At 40.8% G+C, this 14,893-nt stretch carries 13 protein-coding genes and 7 tRNA genes; 19 read left to right on the top strand and 1 reads right to left on the bottom strand.

What is annotated here, in order from left to right; genetic code table 11:
- Nucleotides 1–189 precede the first annotated feature (189 nt).
- The 13 genes from nagB (at nucleotide 190) to fghA (ending at nucleotide 7,217) form a co-directional block, all read left to right on the top strand.
- On the top strand, nucleotides 190–996 hold the full coding sequence (gene nagB / locus AACU95_RS08545) for a glucosamine-6-phosphate deaminase (protein WP_004247451.1): 807 nt from the start codon (nucleotides 190–192) through the stop codon (nucleotides 994–996).
- Nucleotides 997–1,119: 123 nt separating this feature from the next.
- Nucleotides 1,120–2,283 carry an N-acetylglucosamine-6-phosphate deacetylase gene (gene nagA, locus AACU95_RS08550; protein WP_004246019.1) on the top strand — a complete coding sequence of 388 codons (1,164 nt, stop codon included), beginning with the start codon at nucleotides 1,120–1,122 and terminating at the stop codon, nucleotides 2,281–2,283.
- Between the two features lie 9 nt (nucleotides 2,284–2,292).
- The gene (gene nagC / locus AACU95_RS08555; protein ID WP_004246020.1) at nucleotides 2,293–3,525 is read left to right on the top strand and encodes a DNA-binding transcriptional regulator NagC; all 1,233 of its coding nucleotides are present in this window, start codon (nucleotides 2,293–2,295) and stop codon (nucleotides 3,523–3,525) included.
- A 414-nt stretch (nucleotides 3,526–3,939) separates the two neighbouring features.
- Nucleotides 3,940–4,016, top strand: a tRNA-Met gene (locus AACU95_RS08560).
- Nucleotides 4,017–4,024: 8 nt separating this feature from the next.
- A tRNA-Leu gene (locus AACU95_RS08565) sits at nucleotides 4,025–4,109 on the top strand.
- Between the two features lie 25 nt (nucleotides 4,110–4,134).
- Nucleotides 4,135–4,209, top strand: a tRNA-Gln gene (locus AACU95_RS08570).
- A 44-nt stretch (nucleotides 4,210–4,253) separates the two neighbouring features.
- A tRNA-Gln gene (locus tag AACU95_RS08575) sits at nucleotides 4,254–4,328 on the top strand.
- A gap of 44 nt (nucleotides 4,329–4,372) precedes the next feature.
- Nucleotides 4,373–4,449 (top strand) — tRNA-Met (locus AACU95_RS08580).
- A 3-nt stretch (nucleotides 4,450–4,452) separates the two neighbouring features.
- Nucleotides 4,453–4,527: transfer RNA gene (locus AACU95_RS08585), tRNA-Gln, on the top strand.
- Nucleotides 4,528–4,578: 51 nt separating this feature from the next.
- Nucleotides 4,579–4,663 (top strand) — tRNA-Leu (locus AACU95_RS08590).
- 262 nt (nucleotides 4,664–4,925) lie between these two features.
- Complete coding sequence (gene frmR / locus AACU95_RS08595; RefSeq protein WP_004246023.1) at nucleotides 4,926–5,201, top strand: formaldehyde-responsive transcriptional repressor FrmR; 276 nt, start codon at nucleotides 4,926–4,928, stop codon at nucleotides 5,199–5,201.
- Nucleotides 5,202–5,220: 19 nt separating this feature from the next.
- The gene (locus AACU95_RS08600; protein ID WP_004246024.1) at nucleotides 5,221–6,333 is read left to right on the top strand and encodes an S-(hydroxymethyl)glutathione dehydrogenase/class III alcohol dehydrogenase; all 1,113 of its coding nucleotides are present in this window, start codon (nucleotides 5,221–5,223) and stop codon (nucleotides 6,331–6,333) included.
- Between the two features lie 53 nt (nucleotides 6,334–6,386).
- The gene (gene fghA, locus AACU95_RS08605) at nucleotides 6,387–7,217 is read left to right on the top strand and encodes an S-formylglutathione hydrolase (RefSeq protein ID WP_017827456.1); all 831 of its coding nucleotides are present in this window, start codon (nucleotides 6,387–6,389) and stop codon (nucleotides 7,215–7,217) included.
- 48 nt (nucleotides 7,218–7,265) lie between these two features.
- Here fghA and ubiF read toward each other — a convergent pair whose 3' ends face one another.
- Nucleotides 7,266–8,453: a 3-demethoxyubiquinol 3-hydroxylase gene (gene ubiF, locus AACU95_RS08610; RefSeq protein WP_017827457.1), complete on the bottom strand. Its 1,188-nt coding sequence runs from the start codon at nucleotides 8,451–8,453 to the stop codon at nucleotides 7,266–7,268.
- A gap of 212 nt (nucleotides 8,454–8,665) precedes the next feature.
- Here ubiF and miaB point away from each other — a divergent pair, with 212 nt between their 5' ends.
- The 6 genes from miaB (at nucleotide 8,666) to AACU95_RS08640 (ending at nucleotide 14,889) form a co-directional block, all read left to right on the top strand.
- Entirely contained in the window at nucleotides 8,666–10,096 is a 1,431-nt protein-coding gene (gene miaB / locus AACU95_RS08615; RefSeq protein ID WP_004246028.1) for a tRNA (N6-isopentenyl adenosine(37)-C2)-methylthiotransferase MiaB, read from the top strand.
- A gap of 28 nt (nucleotides 10,097–10,124) precedes the next feature.
- Complete coding sequence (locus AACU95_RS08620; RefSeq protein WP_004246031.1) at nucleotides 10,125–11,186, top strand: PhoH family protein; 1,062 nt, start codon at nucleotides 10,125–10,127, stop codon at nucleotides 11,184–11,186.
- Nucleotides 11,179–11,646: an rRNA maturation RNase YbeY gene (ybeY, locus tag AACU95_RS08625; RefSeq protein WP_004246032.1), complete on the top strand. Its 468-nt coding sequence runs from the start codon at nucleotides 11,179–11,181 to the stop codon at nucleotides 11,644–11,646. Before AACU95_RS08620 ends, ybeY begins: the two co-directional genes overlap by 8 nt.
- Nucleotides 11,647–11,716: 70 nt before the next feature.
- Entirely contained in the window at nucleotides 11,717–12,598 is an 882-nt protein-coding gene (gene corC / locus AACU95_RS08630) for a CNNM family magnesium/cobalt transport protein CorC (RefSeq protein ID WP_004246033.1), read from the top strand.
- A gap of 7 nt (nucleotides 12,599–12,605) precedes the next feature.
- Nucleotides 12,606–14,129 (top strand): apolipoprotein N-acyltransferase, encoded by a 1,524-nt coding sequence (gene lnt, locus AACU95_RS08635; protein ID WP_161737235.1) that lies wholly within the window; start codon nucleotides 12,606–12,608, stop codon nucleotides 14,127–14,129.
- Between the two features lie 76 nt (nucleotides 14,130–14,205).
- Nucleotides 14,206–14,889, top strand: a complete 684-nt coding sequence (locus tag AACU95_RS08640; protein ID WP_129623567.1) for a hypothetical protein — start codon at nucleotides 14,206–14,208, stop codon at nucleotides 14,887–14,889.
- Nucleotides 14,890–14,893 lie beyond the last annotated feature (4 nt).

Below are 14,893 nucleotides of genomic sequence, written 5' to 3' on the forward strand. Positions count from 1 at the left end.
TATTTTTTAGCTTAAATGCTGGCTAAGTCAGAAAGCTTATTTTATGATTAAAAATATCTTTTGAAGGATTGATGTCTTCATTGACTAAAAATGAAAAGCAATTCGTGTTATAGATGAGTCACTGATAATCACGCATTGAAATAGTATGTAACTTGATTGTCAGATTTGTCTTTTTTCTATGAGGTTATTATGAGGTTAATCCCCCTATCCACGGCACAGCAAGTGGGAAAATGGTCGGCTAATTATATCGTTGAGAAAATTAACGCATTTGCGCCAAGCGCCGATCGTCCTTTTGTTCTTGGTTTACCTACTGGTGGTACACCATTAGCAACGTACAAAGCGCTAATTGAACTACATCGTGCAGGTAAAGTAAGTTTCCAGCATGTTGTCACCTTCAATATGGACGAATATGTTGGCATTCCAGCAGATCACCCACAAAGTTATCGTACTTTTATGTATGAGAACTTTTTTAATCATATTGATATTAAAGATGAAAATATCAATTTATTAAACGGTAATGCAACAGATCCACAAGCAGAATGTGCACGTTATGAGGCGAAAATAAAGTCTTATGGCAAAATCAATCTGTTTATGGGAGGTGTTGGTAATGATGGTCATATCGCTTTTAATGAACCCGCCTCATCACTCGCTTCTCGTACACGGATGAAAACACTGACTGAAGATACTCGTCTCGCTAATTCACGATTCTTCGACAACGATATCAATAAAGTGCCTAAATATGCGCTAACTGTCGGTGTAGGGACATTATTAGATGCAGAAGAGTTAATGATTTTAGCGACTGGCATCAATAAGGCTCAAGCAGTACAGGTGGCAACAGAAGGTGCTGTTAATCATCTATGGACTATCTCTTGCGTACAATTACACCCTAAAGCAATTTTAGTCTGTGATGATCCGGCAACAATGGAACTGCGCGTGAAAACACTGCGTTATTTTCAACAAATTGAAGCGCAAGAGCGCCAGCAATACCAAGACTAAGTTTAGTAAATTAAGTACCTACAATAAGTAGTGGAAAAACTAAGCTATCTTACTTATCAGCCAGAGTTTGCTGGCTGATATCGGTTTTTTAGATTGACTTCCCTTATATTAGGAGACAAAGGTATGTTTGCCTTAACAAATGCTGTTATTTATACAGGTTATGACCGTTTAGAAGATCACGCCATTATTATTAACGGGTCACGTATTGAGCAGGTTTGCCCACAGGATCAACTACCAAAAGATATAGCCACTCGTGATATGCAAGGTGCGATTGTCTCCCCCGGTTTTATTGATTTACAAGTCAATGGCTGTGGCGGTGTACAATTTAATGACACCGCGGAAAATGTCACAGTAAAAACGCTAGAGATTATGCAAAAAGCCAATGAACGCTTAGGCTGTACTAGCTATTTACCAACATTAATTACCTGTTCTGATGAATTGATGAAAATAGGCATTGAAGCAACTCGCGCTTATATGCAAAAACACCAAAATAAAGTGTTGGGATTACATTTAGAAGGCCCTTATATCAATATCATTAAAAAAGGGACACATGATCCTCAATTTATTCGTCAACCAAGTGCACAGATGATTGACTATTTGTGTGATAACGCTGATGTCATCGCTAAAATTACACTCGCACCAGAAATGGTCGATGAAAAATATGTTCGTCAATTAATCACAGCAGGTATTGTTGTTTCTGCAGGCCACTCAAATGCCACCTATGAAGAAGCGCGTAAAGGCTTTCGTAACGGTATTTCATTGTCGACTCACCTTTATAATGCAATGCCTTATATTTCAGGTCGTGGCCCGGGTCTTGTAGGGGCAATTTATGATACCCCTGAGGTTTACGCAGGGATCATTGCCGATGGTTTACATGTTTCATGGGCAAATATCCGTAACAGTAAGCGCTTAAAAGGTGAAAAACTGTTATTAGTGACAGATGCGACAGCTCCTGCGGGGCTTGATCCAAATAAAAATGAGATGGATAGCTTCGTTTTTGCTGGAAAAACGATATATTATCGCAATGGGCTGTGTGTGGATGCGGACGGTACATTAAGTGGTTCATCACTCACGATGATTGACGCTATTAAAAATAGTGTACTTCATGTTGGTATTCCATTAGATGAAACGTTGCGTATGGCAACACTTTACCCTGCCCGTGCGATTGGTGCAGATAACGAACTCGGTACAATTGAAGCAGGTAAAATAGCAAATATTGCTTCTTTTGATAAGGACTTCAACCTTTGCACAACATTTGTCAATGGTATTGAAATAACAGATAACTAATGGATGTAAATGCTGATGAGTCACAACAACACTGAAACGCAAATTGGCAATATCGATCTTGTTAAGCAACTTAACAGTGCGATTGTATATCGGCTCATTGATCAACACGGGCCGATTTCTCGTATTCAAATCGCCGAGCAGAGCCAACTCGCCCCTGCCAGTGTCACTAAAATTACTCGTCAGCTTCTTGAACGTGGCTTGATTAAAGAAGTTGATCAACAGGCTTCAACCGGAGGTCGTCGCGCAATATCCATTGTTGTGGAACATCGCCGTTTTAATACCGTCAGCGTCCGATTAGGACGCAATGATGCCACTGTTGCTCTTTATGATCTCAGTGGCAAAGCCTTAGTAGAGCAACACTACCCTTTAGAACAAAGCACCCAACAAGAAGTTGAAACCTTGCTTATTAATGCTATTGATGATTTTATTAAACAAAATCAACGTCGTATTAATGAGCTTATTTCAATTTCAATTATCTTGCCCGGGTTAGTTGATCCTAATAAAGGCATTGTCCACTATATGCCTCATATGAAGGTAAATAACTGGGCACTCGTTGATAACTTAGAAAAACACTTTGATCTGCCTTGCTATGCGGGCCATGATATTCGGAGTCTCGCCTTAGCAGAAAACTATTTTGGTGCCACCAGAGATTGTGAAGATTCTATCTTGGTTCGTATTCATCGTGGCGCAGGGGCTGGTGTTATTATCAACAACAAAATTTTGCTCAACCAGCGTGGTAATCTTGGTGAAATTGGTCATATCCAAATAGATCCATTAGGAGAGCGTTGCCACTGTGGTAACTTTGGTTGTTTAGAGACCATTGCGTCCAATAGCGCAATAGAAGCTAAAGTCCGCTACCAACTTGAACAAGGCTATCCCAGCCAGCATTTATCTGCAACACAATGCCAAATTCAAGATATATGCGATGCAGCGGTAAAAAACGATCCCCTCGCTGTTGAAACCATTAAACAAGTGGGTCTTCATCTAGGTAAAGCCATCGCCATTGCAATTAACCTATTTAACCCACAAAAAGTGGTTCTGGCAGGAGAAGTGACCGAAGCGGCTGAAATATTACTACCGTCGATCCAAAGTTGCATTAATACCCAAGTATTAAAAGAGTTTAGAGAAGCGCTTCCTGTTGTTATCTCCGAACTTGATCATCGCTCAGCCATTGGGGCATTTGCACTTACCAAGCGAGCAATGCTTAATGGAGAGTTACTACAATATTTATTCGACAAATAATCTTTTTGTTACAATAAAACGGATTTTTAAATGAAGGCTGTTATTTATCTCAATTAAGATTAATTTTAGGATAAATTTCAACCAGTCATCTTTGTTTAAAAAACAACGTGCAGCTAAAATAACTGTGCGTTGTTTTATTATGTCACCACCACACCGCAATATCCCCTTCCCTGTGCTATCAAATTATCACCTATTAGGCTGTTTTTTCTTTTTATTCAGACAATCTGTTGTTATTTACTTAGTAAGATTTTTCATCAATAAGGTTGTTTTTTGGATCTTTTTTCGACAAAATGATTAACCAGCGAGCAAACGAACACTTTTCTCGAAAATTAATGCAAAAAGCAGTTGACGGATTTGTCTGTAATACGCATAATGCGCCCCGCAACGCCGACGAAGGTTATGCAAAAAAAAGATGGCTATGTAGCTCAGCTGGTTAGAGCACAACACTCATAATGTTGGGGTCACAGGTTCGAATCCCGTCATAGCCACCATCTTTTTTGCGGGAGTGGCGAAATTGGTAGACGCACCAGATTTAGGTTCTGGCGCCGCAAGGTGTGCGAGTTCAAGTCTCGCCTCCCGCACCATTTTAACCGTCGTCAATTTATCAGGTGGGGTATCGCCAAGCGGTAAGGCACCAGGTTTTGATCCTGGCATACCCTGGTTCGAATCCAGGTACCCCAGCCATTTTCCTGATAGATAATATGCGTGTTGACAATTGAATTAGCGGATGGGGTATCGCCAAGCGGTAAGGCACCAGGTTTTGATCCTGGCATTCCCAGGTTCGAATCCTGGTACCCCAGCCATATTTCTGCTAAATTCAATAAATAGTGAGAAATTATCTCCTATTGGCTATGTAGCTCAGCTGGTTAGAGCACAACACTCATAATGTTGGGGTCACAGGTTCGAATCCCGTCATAGCCACCATTTTGGGGTATCGCCAAGCGGTAAGGCACCAGGTTTTGATCCTGGCATGCCCTGGTTCGAATCCAGGTACCCCAGCCATATTCTGAAAGAGAGACTCGTTAAACGAGTCTTTTTTTCTCAAAGGTTGTTGCGGGAGTGGCGAAATTGGTAGACGCACCAGATTTAGGTTCTGGCGCCGCAAGGTGTGCGAGTTCAAGTCTCGCCTCCCGCACCATTGATTAATAGTGTCAAACACTAACTAAAATCAACAAACAAGACTCGCTATGGCGGGTCTTTTTTGTTTTTAGCCTTAAATATCCCCTCACTCTCACCCTTTATCAACACGCTGACGCCTTGTCTATTTCCTCATTACTCTCATACTTATCATTGTTTGCTCGATAATCTACATAGACTCATCGTAACGTTATTTTTTGATCAAGCTGTACATATATTCATACCAATACTATACTCCCCCATAGTATATTTAAGGATTATATATGCCACACTCACCAGCAGAAAAAAAAGCCGCGTTAACCCGTGTAAGAAAAATCAAAGGGCAAATTTTGGCATTAGAAACCGCCCTTGAAAACGAAAATGAATGCGGCCAAGTTTTACAGCAAATTGCTGCCATTCGGGGTGCTATCAATGGCCTGATGGCGGGCGTACTCGAAAGTCATTTACGTGAAGGTCTAATGGATGCCGTCGCTTCTCCTGAAGATCAAAAAAATTCCGTTGATGATGCAATCTCACTAATACGCACTTACCTGCGCTAATAACAACAAGGATATCATTATGAAATCTCGTGCTGCGGTCGCCTTTGGACCAGGAGAGCCTTTAAAAATTGTTGAAGTTGATGTGATGCCACCTCAAGCAGGTGAGGTATTGATTAAAATTAGTCACACTGGCGTATGCCATACTGATGCCTTTACCCTTTCAGGTGATGATCCTGAAGGTGTTTTCCCTGCCATTTTAGGTCATGAAGGCGCGGGGGTGGTGGTTGAAGTAGGTGAAGGCGTCACCAGTGTCAAACCGGGTGATCACGTGATCCCTCTCTATACAGCAGAATGTGGCGAATGCCTATTTTGTAAATCAGGCAAAACGAATCTCTGTGTAGCAGTAAGAGCAACCCAAGGTAAAGGCTTAATGCCTGATGGCACAACGCGCTTTTCCTATAATGGACAACCTATTTATCACTATATGGGTTGCTCTACCTTTAGTGAGTATACGGTAGTAGCTGAAGTATCACTCGCTAAAATCAATCCACAAGCCAACCATGAAGAAGTCTGCTTACTTGGTTGTGGCGTGACAACAGGTATTGGTGCTGTACATAATACGGCAAAAGTACAAGAAGGTGACTCGGTGGCTGTATTTGGTTTAGGTGGCATTGGTCTTGCTGTACTGCAAGGCGCTAGACAAGCCAAAGCAGGCCGTATTTTTGCGATTGATACTAATCCTGAAAAATTTGCATTAGCACGCCAATTTGGTGCCACAGACTGTTTAAATCCCAATGATTATGACAAACCTATTCAAGAAGTACTGGTTGAAATGACTCAGTGGGGCGTTGATCATACTTTTGAGTGTATTGGTAACGTCAATGTGATGAGAGCCGCTCTAGAGAGTGCTCACCGTGGTTGGGGGCAATCTATCATTATTGGTGTTGCGGGGGCAGGACAAGAGATCTCAACACGCCCTTTCCAACTCGTCACAGGTCGTTCATGGAAAGGGACTGCATTTGGCGGAGTAAAAGGTCGTAGCCAACTACCCAATATGGTTGAAGATGCAATGAATGGGAAAATCGAACTCAAACCTTTTGTGACCCACACTTTACCTCTTGAAAAAATAAATGAAGCCTTTGATTTAATGCATGAAGGTAAATCAATTAGAACTGTTATTCATTTCGATTAATCACTCTCAGGCCTATTAGCAAATAGGTCTGACTTTGTTGTTAAGGAGTCAAAATGAACAACATTGAACGCCATGCCTGTTTTGGCGGTTGGCAAGAGGTTTATCAACACACCTCTACCACCCTCAATTGTGAGATGAAATTTGCTATCTATCTCCCGCCTATGGAAGATGGGCAAAAATATCCGGTTTTATATTGGTTATCTGGATTAACTTGTAATGAACAAAACTTCATTACCAAAGCCGGAGCACAGCAATATGCTGCGCAACACGGTGTTATTTTAGTGGTACCTGATACTAGCCCTCGTGGTGAAAATGTGGCTGATGATAGTGCTTATGATTTAGGACAAGGTGCTAGTTTTTATCTGAATGCCACACAAGCACCTTGGAATAGTCATTATAAAATGTATGACTACATTGTTAATGAACTCCCTAAATTGATTGAGACACATTTTCCTGCCAATGAGCGACGTGCTATTAGTGGACATTCAATGGGGGGACATGGTGCATTGATGATTGGTTTGCGTAATTTGTCTCGCTATTGCAGTATTTCAGCGTTTTCACCCATTGTTGCACCAACCCAAGTCCCTTGGGGACAAAAAGCCTTCAGCGCTTATTTAGGCGACGATATGGCACAATGGCAACAATATGACACGATTGAATTACTGAATAAAACACAACAGACAGTGCCCATACGAGTGGATGTCGGTCTTGATGATCCTTTTTACCAACAGCAACTACAGCCAGAACGTTTAGCACAAGTGTGTGATAAAAAACAGTTTGCGTGCTGTTTAAATTTACATCAAGGCTACGACCACAGTTACTATTTTGTCGCGAGTTTTATCGGTGAACATATAGCCTTTCATGCTAAGCACTTAAAGGCTTAAACCTAATGCGATGATCGATGAAGACAATTCAGATCATCGCATTGCTCATCATTTAATCCCTAAAGCATAACGTAGCGCGGCTTCTTTCGCTTTTCCTGCATGCTGCGCAGCTAATAATCCGATATTTCTGGCTAATTTTAAGCCTGGTAATTGATGGCTAAAAGCGTGGTAAAAGAGATCCATTCCTGCCTGCATCAGCATATTATCAGGCATACGACGGCGCTGATATTTTTTTAACAATGCCATTGAATGCCAAGGTTCAAAATGCTGTTTCGCTTGCGCCACTAAATTAAGCAAGCAATCCACATCACGATAACCGAGGTTAACCCCCTGTCCTGCTAATGGATTAATAGTATGTGCCGCATCCCCCACTAAAATCACACCATTATCAACATAACGACTAGCATGCTGACGAGTTAATGGGAAAGAGCCTGCTGCAATAGGTGTCACTTTGCCTAAGCGTTCAGGGAAAGCATGTTCGATTTCTTTTTCTAACTGTGCCATTGACATCGTTTGTAGCTTTCTAATTCTCTGCGGAGAATCATACCAAACTAAGCAAGCCCAATTATCAAACAGAGGCAAATAAGCCCGTGGCCCTGAAGGGTAAAAGCGTTGCCATGTACCCTTTTCTGGTGGCAATTGCGTTTTCACGGTGATTAACATACAGGATTGACGATACTGCCAACCATTACTGCCAATCCCTGCCATTTGACGCACTTGCGAATTAGCCCCATCGGCCCCTACAACTAACTGAGTGGTGATTTCCTGACCATCAGCAAGCGTGACTTGCCATTTATTATCTAAGTATTTCATGTTACTTAGACTATTTGGGCATAATAAAGTGATATTGCTATAACGTTCTGCTTCTTGCCACAATGCCAATTGCAAAATGCGATTTTCAACCATATAACCTAATTCAGGTAAACCAAGACTTTTGGCATCAAAAATAACATGGGCATTATCTTCTTCCCATGTTTCGAGGGTTAGGTATGGCGCACTGCGCATCGCTAAAACATGTTGCCATGCACCTAGCTGTTTTAATAAACTAACGGACGCGCAGCTGATCGCAGAAATACGAATATCAGGATGAGATGAGGCATCAAAAGGTGCTGGAGATTGCCGTTCTACCATTGCAACACGCAACCCTTCTTGCGCCAGCCCAATGGCAACGGCTGCGCCAATCATGCCACCACCGGCAATGACTGCATCAAAATCGTTTTTTACATTTCTCATCATTGTTATGCCATAACTCATTGCTTTAAAAATAATAGGTAAGCGCTATATCAGTTTATTAGAAATAAGCAAAACTGAACGCCAGAAAGAATTAGCGCCGACTGACTCTAGTCACTGACCACACAAATGACTACAATAACCGCCTTATTGGCTTATTACACGCAACGTTTTTCAGTGATTAGCTATTATCTCACTGTAAATACCGGATTTATACAATGTCGACGATAAAAAAACTGTACATTAAAACTTGGGGCTGCCAGATGAATGAGTACGATTCATCTAAAATGGCAGACCTACTCGAAAGCACCCACGGTTATCAGTTAACCGATGTCGCCGAAGATGCGGACATTCTACTGCTAAATACCTGTTCTATCCGTGAGAAAGCACAAGAAAAAGTCTTTCATCAGTTAGGACGTTGGAAAAATTTTAAAGATAATAAACCTGATATTATCATCGGCGTTGGTGGTTGTGTTGCCTCTCAAGAAGGTGAATACATTCGTCAACGTGCGCAGTGTGTCGATATTATCTTCGGACCACAAACCTTACACCGCTTACCAGAAATGATTAATCAGGTAAAAGGCACCAAAAGCCCAGTGGTCGATATCAGTTTCCCTGAAATTGAAAAATTTGACCGTCTACCTGAACCTCGTGCTGAAGGCCCTTCTGCATTTGTTTCTATCATGGAAGGCTGTAATAAATACTGTTCATTTTGTGTAGTGCCTTATACGCGTGGTGAAGAAGTCAGTCGCCCTTGTGATGATATCCTATTTGAAATCGCACAACTGGCCGCTCAAGGGGTACGTGAAGTTAATCTATTAGGTCAAAACGTCAATGCTTATCGTGGTGAAACCTTTGACGGGCAAATCTGTAGCTTTGCAGAATTACTGCGCCTAGTGGCAGCGATTGATGGTATTGATCGTATTCGTTTTACTACCAGCCACCCTATTGAGTTTACTGACGATATTATTGCGGTTTATGAAGATACCCCTGAATTGGTTAGCTTCTTACACTTACCAGTACAAAGCGGATCAGATCGTATTTTAACCTTAATGAAGCGTAATCATACAGCTCTTGAATATAAGAGCATTATTCGTAAATTACGCAAAGCACGCCCTGATATTCTGATAAGCTCAGACTTTATCATTGGTTTCCCAGGTGAAACGCAAGATGATTTCGAAAAAACCATGAAATTAATTGCGGATGTAAACTTTGATATGAGCTTTAGCTTTATCTATTCAGCCCGTCCAGGAACCCCTGCGGCTGATTTACCTGATGATGTGAGCGAAGAAGAGAAGAAACAGCGTTTATATCTGTTACAACAGCGCATTAATCAGCAAGCAATGAACTACAGCCGTGCCATGCTTAACAGCGTACAACGTATTCTTGTGGAAGGCCCTTCACGTAAAAATGTGATGGAACTTTCAGGTCGTACCGAAAATAACCGCGTGGTTAACTTCGAAGGTACACCGGATATGATTGGTAAATTCGTTGATGTCGAAATTGTTGACGTTTACGCTAACTCATTGCGTGGTAAAGTGGTCAGAACGGAAGATCAAATGGATTTACGTATCCATGAATCACCAGAATCCGTTATTGCCCGTACTCGTAAAGAAGATGAATTAGGTGTAGGTGTTTACCAACCTTAATTGATCAGACTTAACAAAAGGATACTCAGTGACAGTAATAGCCCATACACAGGTAGCGACCCAAGAGATTTTCTTAGAGCCCGCAGATAATGACCGTTTAATGAGTTTATGTGGCCCATTTGACGACAATATTAAGCAACTTGAACGCCGTTTAGGTATCGAGATCAATCACCGTGATAACCGTTTTAAACTAACGGGTAAATCACTGAATGTGAATGCAGCTGCAGGAATTTTGCGACATCTGTATGTGGAAACCTCACCTATTAAAGGTGTGATACCCGACATCGACCCTGAGCAAATTCACCTTGCCATCAAAGAGAGCCGAGTGCTTGAGCAAAGTGATGAGCATGTGCCTGAATTTGGGAAATCGACCAATATTCGCACTAAACGCGGCGTGATAAAACCACGTACGCCTAACCAAGCGCAATATATTGCCAATATCCAAACTCACGATATTACTTTTGGTATCGGGCCTGCAGGTACAGGGAAAACCTATCTGGCTGTTGCTGCCGCTGTCGATGCCCTTGAGCGTCAAGAAGTACGCCGTATTTTACTGACTCGCCCTGCGGTAGAGGCGGGTGAAAAGCTCGGTTTTTTACCCGGCGATTTAAGCCAAAAAGTCGATCCGTATTTACGACCACTTTATGATGCGTTATTCGAGATGTTAGGTTTTGAAAAAGTTGAGAAACTGATAGAGCGTAATGTGATTGAAGTGGCCCCTTTAGCTTATATGCGAGGTCGTACACTCAATGACGCATTTATTATTCTCGATGAAAGTCAAAACACCACAATCGAACAGATGAAGATGTTTTTAACGCGTATCGGTTTTAACTCTAAAGCGGTCATCACAGGTGATATCACGCAAATCGACCTTCCTCGAGGCCATAAATCCGGATTGCGTCATGCCATAGAAGTGCTATCTAATGTCGATGATTTAAGCTTTAACTTCTTCCATAGTGAAGACGTGGTTCGCCATCCTGTGGTTGCTAAGATTGTTGTCGCATATGAAGCTTGGGAAGTTGAAGATCAAAAACGCCGCCAAGCAATTAAAGCAGAAAAAGAGAGACTGCAGAGAGAAAATCATGAGTGAAGTGATTCTTGATTTACAAGTTGCCACTGAAAATACACAAGGGCTTCCGAGTGAAGCCCAATTTATCACTTGGCTGGAAGCCGTACTACCGCAATTTCAGCCTATTAGTGAAGTGACTATCCGTATCGTTGATGAAGCGGAAAGCCATGAGTTAAACCTAACTTATCGTGGAAAAGATAGGCCAACTAATGTACTTTCTTTTCCTTTTGAAGCACCGCCTGAAGTGGAATTACCTTTACTGGGTGATTTAATTATCTGTCGTCAGGTCGTTGAAAAAGAAGCCGATGAGCAAAATAAAACTGTTGAAGAGCACTGGGCACACATGGTTATCCATGGTTGTCTGCACCTTTTAGGCTATGATCATATTGAAGATGATGAAGCTGAAGAAATGGAAGGTTTAGAGACAGAAATCTTACAAAAATTAGGTTATGAAGATCCCTATTTGATTGAAAAAGAGTAACAGTTCTCTTTATTTTATGATAAATACTATATCTAATAACCATTCAATGAGGAAAAATAGTTAAAACGCCATGAGCGACGACCAATCTTCGAGTAACGATAACCCTGGTCCTAAAAAGGGGTTTCTCACATTGCTTAATCAGTTATTCCACGGTGAACCTAAAAATCGTGATGATCTGATGGAGCTTATCCGCGATTCTGAACAGAAAGAATTAATCGATCCTGATACCCGTGATATGTTAGAGGGGGTAATGGATATCGCTGAACAGCGTGTACGGGATATTATGATCCCCCGCTCGCAAATCGTCACATTAAAACGCAATCAAACCCTTGATGAGTGCCTTGATGTGATTATTGATTCAGCACACTCTCGCTTTCCTGTCATCAGTGAAGACAAAGATCATATTGAAGGCTTATTAATGGCAAAAGATTTATTGCCATTCATGCGTACTGGTGCTGAGCCATTTAGTATAGACAAAGTTTTACGTTCTGCTGTCGTTGTACCAGAAAGTAAACGCGTTGACCGCTTACTAAAAGAGTTCCGTTCGCAACGCTATCATATGGCTATTGTCATTGATGAATTTGGTGGTGTTTCTGGTTTGGTCACGATTGAAGATATTCTTGAACTTATCGTCGGCGAAATTGAAGATGAGTATGATGATGAGGATGATATTGATATTCGTCCATTAAGTCGCCATACCTACTCAGTGAGAGCATTAACCCAAATAGAAGATTTTAATGAGGCATTTGGTACTCACTTTAGTGATGAAGAAGTCGATACGATTGGTGGTTTAGTTATGCAAGCCTTCGGTCATCTTCCTGCTAGAGGTGAAACTATTACCATTGATAATTACCAATTTAAAGTTGTTATGGCTGATAGCCGTAAAATTATTCAGGTTTATGTGCACATTCCTGACGATGCGCCTGTACCTGAACTAGGTAATGATGTGTAGGATATTAATGAATAATTTCTCTTTATTAAACCGCCAGTGGGTTCGCACCCTACTGGCGGTTTTTTTCGGTGCCAGTGGCACACTCGCGTTTTCTCCCTTTGATTTCTGGCCTGCAGCGTTAATTTCTTTATCAGGTTTGCTACTGATAATAACGCAACGAACCACACGACAAGGGGCATGGCTTGGTTTTGCCTGGGGATTTGGATTATTTGGTAGTGGTGTAAACTGGGTATATGTCAGCATTGCTGATTTTGGGGGAATGCCATTTGCTATCAATATTTTCTTAGTCATATTGTTAGCCCTTTACTTATCGCTTTATACCGCCCTATTTGCCGGATTATTAAACAAGTTCTTCCCTAAACCTACCGTTTGGCGTTTTGTCTTTGCGGCTCCTGCTGTATGGCAACTCACTGAATTTTTAAGAGGCTGGGTGTTATCAGGGTTTCCGTGGTTACAATTTGGTTATAGCCAAATTGATGGCCCATTAAAAGGTATTGCACCTATTTTTGGTGTCACCATGATAACCTTTTTGCTGACCATAATTAGTGGACTTATTGCTGTCTCTATCTATCGTAAATCACTATATAGTGCAGTGATCGGAGCAATATTATTACTCTTACCTATCAGCTTTAAATCTTATCAATGGTATCAACCTTTAACTGATGAAACACAAGAAATTGCCTTAGTTCAAGGCAATATCGCGCAATCATTAAAATGGCAACCCGGTACTTTAGAAAGTACGTTAAACACCTATCTCACTTTAAGTCGCCCTTTTATGGGTAAAGCAAACTTAATTATTTGGCCTGAGTCAGCTATCCCTGATGTTGAAATTCAGCAACAAGGCTTTTTAGCTAAATTGGATAAACAATTAAGAGCACAAGACACGCATCTAATGACAGGAATTATTGATGCGCGTCCTACCTTAGAAGGCTATCGTTTTTATAATAGTGTTATTACATTAGGTGAGCACTATGCTTACCAATATCCGGCAACAGATCGCTATAACAAACATCATCTTGTGCCTTTCGGTGAGTATGTCCCTTTAGAGTCCTTATTGCGCCCATTAGCGCCATTTTTTAATTTACCTATGTCATCATTAAGCCAAGGTGAATACATACAACCTCAACTGACGGTAAATGATGCTAAAATAACCGCCGCCATCTGTTATGAAATTATTCTTGGAGAACAAGTTCGCGCTAACTTTAAGCCGGATACACGTTTCTTATTAACTATTTCAAATGATGCTTGGTTTGGTAATTCAATTGGTCCATGGCAACATTTTCAAATGGCTAGAATGCGTTCATTAGAGTTAGGACGCCCATTATTACGTTCAACTAATAACGGCATTACCGCCTTTATTGCTGCTAATGGTGATGTTATTGCCCAGCTTCCACAATTTGAAGCCGGTGCATTAGCTGAAAAAATGACGCCCACGACAGGATCAACACCTTATTATAAAATGGGGAGTTATCCAGTGTGGATTTTAGCAGGGGTATTTTTAATTCTTGCTTTTATTAAGCGTCGTTCTTAATGTTAAATAAAGCCCTACTCAATTAATCTTAAAACAGTTAATTAAGTAAGGGCTTTTCTAATAAAAGGACTTTTCAATGATCCATTACCCTGAATATATTCTTGATATTATTTGGCAAAGAGCGAAAAAAATATCTGCCGATAATGAAACAAAAGGATTTCGTAAAGATAAAGAAACTAAATGGATCAAGCGCCAACTGTTTAATCAACAAAATGAATTTGGCTGGGTATTATCAAAACAACCTAGTTCGATTCATCAACTTATTGAAGATGAAACAATTGTGCCTTTACATTGGCAAACAGCGAGAGCCTATGAGCAAAAACAAGAAGCAAGCTCTAAACGTCTCAATATGATCCCACTTGACCCACCAGCACTATCGCGACTCATTCAATCACCAACAGATGTTTTACCTTATTGGCAACATGCCCATCAGATTTCCAGCGATAATGAAGAAAAAGGTTTTCGTAAAGATTATTACGGTCGTATTATCCAGAAAAATGCGTTTGGAGATAAACAACATCAATATGGTTGGACATTAGCTCAATTAACACCAGCCAATAAGAATAATCAAATCGTTATTCCTATTAATATTGTACCAATACATATTAATACCTCAAAACGCACTTACAATGAAAAGGAATTAATTGTTCAAGGTAGCCAAGAAGCAAAAATAAAACGCAGACGTAAAAAACTTGTCTATGAGATAATAGATTTTATTGTCAGCTTACCTGGTATTATTTTTTCTTCATTTAAATTCTGATAAA

This window comes from Proteus sp. G4415 (assembly GCF_963896075.1).
GTDB classification, from domain to species: domain Bacteria; phylum Pseudomonadota; class Gammaproteobacteria; order Enterobacterales; family Enterobacteriaceae; genus Proteus; species Proteus mirabilis.

Coding starts and splice junctions, on each gene's coding strand:
- nagB (WP_004247451.1), top strand. CDS start 190: ATGAGGTTAATCCCCCTATCCACGGCACAGCAAGTGGGAAAATGGTCG.
- nagA (WP_004246019.1), top strand. CDS start 1,120: ATGTTTGCCTTAACAAATGCTGTTATTTATACAGGTTATGACCGTTTA.
- nagC (WP_004246020.1), top strand. CDS start 2,293: ATGCTGATGAGTCACAACAACACTGAAACGCAAATTGGCAATATCGAT.
- frmR (WP_004246023.1), top strand. CDS start 4,926: ATGCCACACTCACCAGCAGAAAAAAAAGCCGCGTTAACCCGTGTAAGA.
- AACU95_RS08600 (WP_004246024.1), top strand. CDS start 5,221: ATGAAATCTCGTGCTGCGGTCGCCTTTGGACCAGGAGAGCCTTTAAAA.
- fghA (WP_017827456.1), top strand. CDS start 6,387: ATGAACAACATTGAACGCCATGCCTGTTTTGGCGGTTGGCAAGAGGTT.
- ubiF (WP_017827457.1), bottom strand. CDS start 8,453: ATGATGAGAAATGTAAAAAACGATTTTGATGCAGTCATTGCCGGTGGT.
- miaB (WP_004246028.1), top strand. CDS start 8,666: ATGTCGACGATAAAAAAACTGTACATTAAAACTTGGGGCTGCCAGATG.
- ybeY (WP_004246032.1), top strand. CDS start 11,179: ATGAGTGAAGTGATTCTTGATTTACAAGTTGCCACTGAAAATACACAA.
- corC (WP_004246033.1), top strand. CDS start 11,717: ATGAGCGACGACCAATCTTCGAGTAACGATAACCCTGGTCCTAAAAAG.
- lnt (WP_161737235.1), top strand. CDS start 12,606: ATGAATAATTTCTCTTTATTAAACCGCCAGTGGGTTCGCACCCTACTG.
- AACU95_RS08640 (WP_129623567.1), top strand. CDS start 14,206: ATGATCCATTACCCTGAATATATTCTTGATATTATTTGGCAAAGAGCG.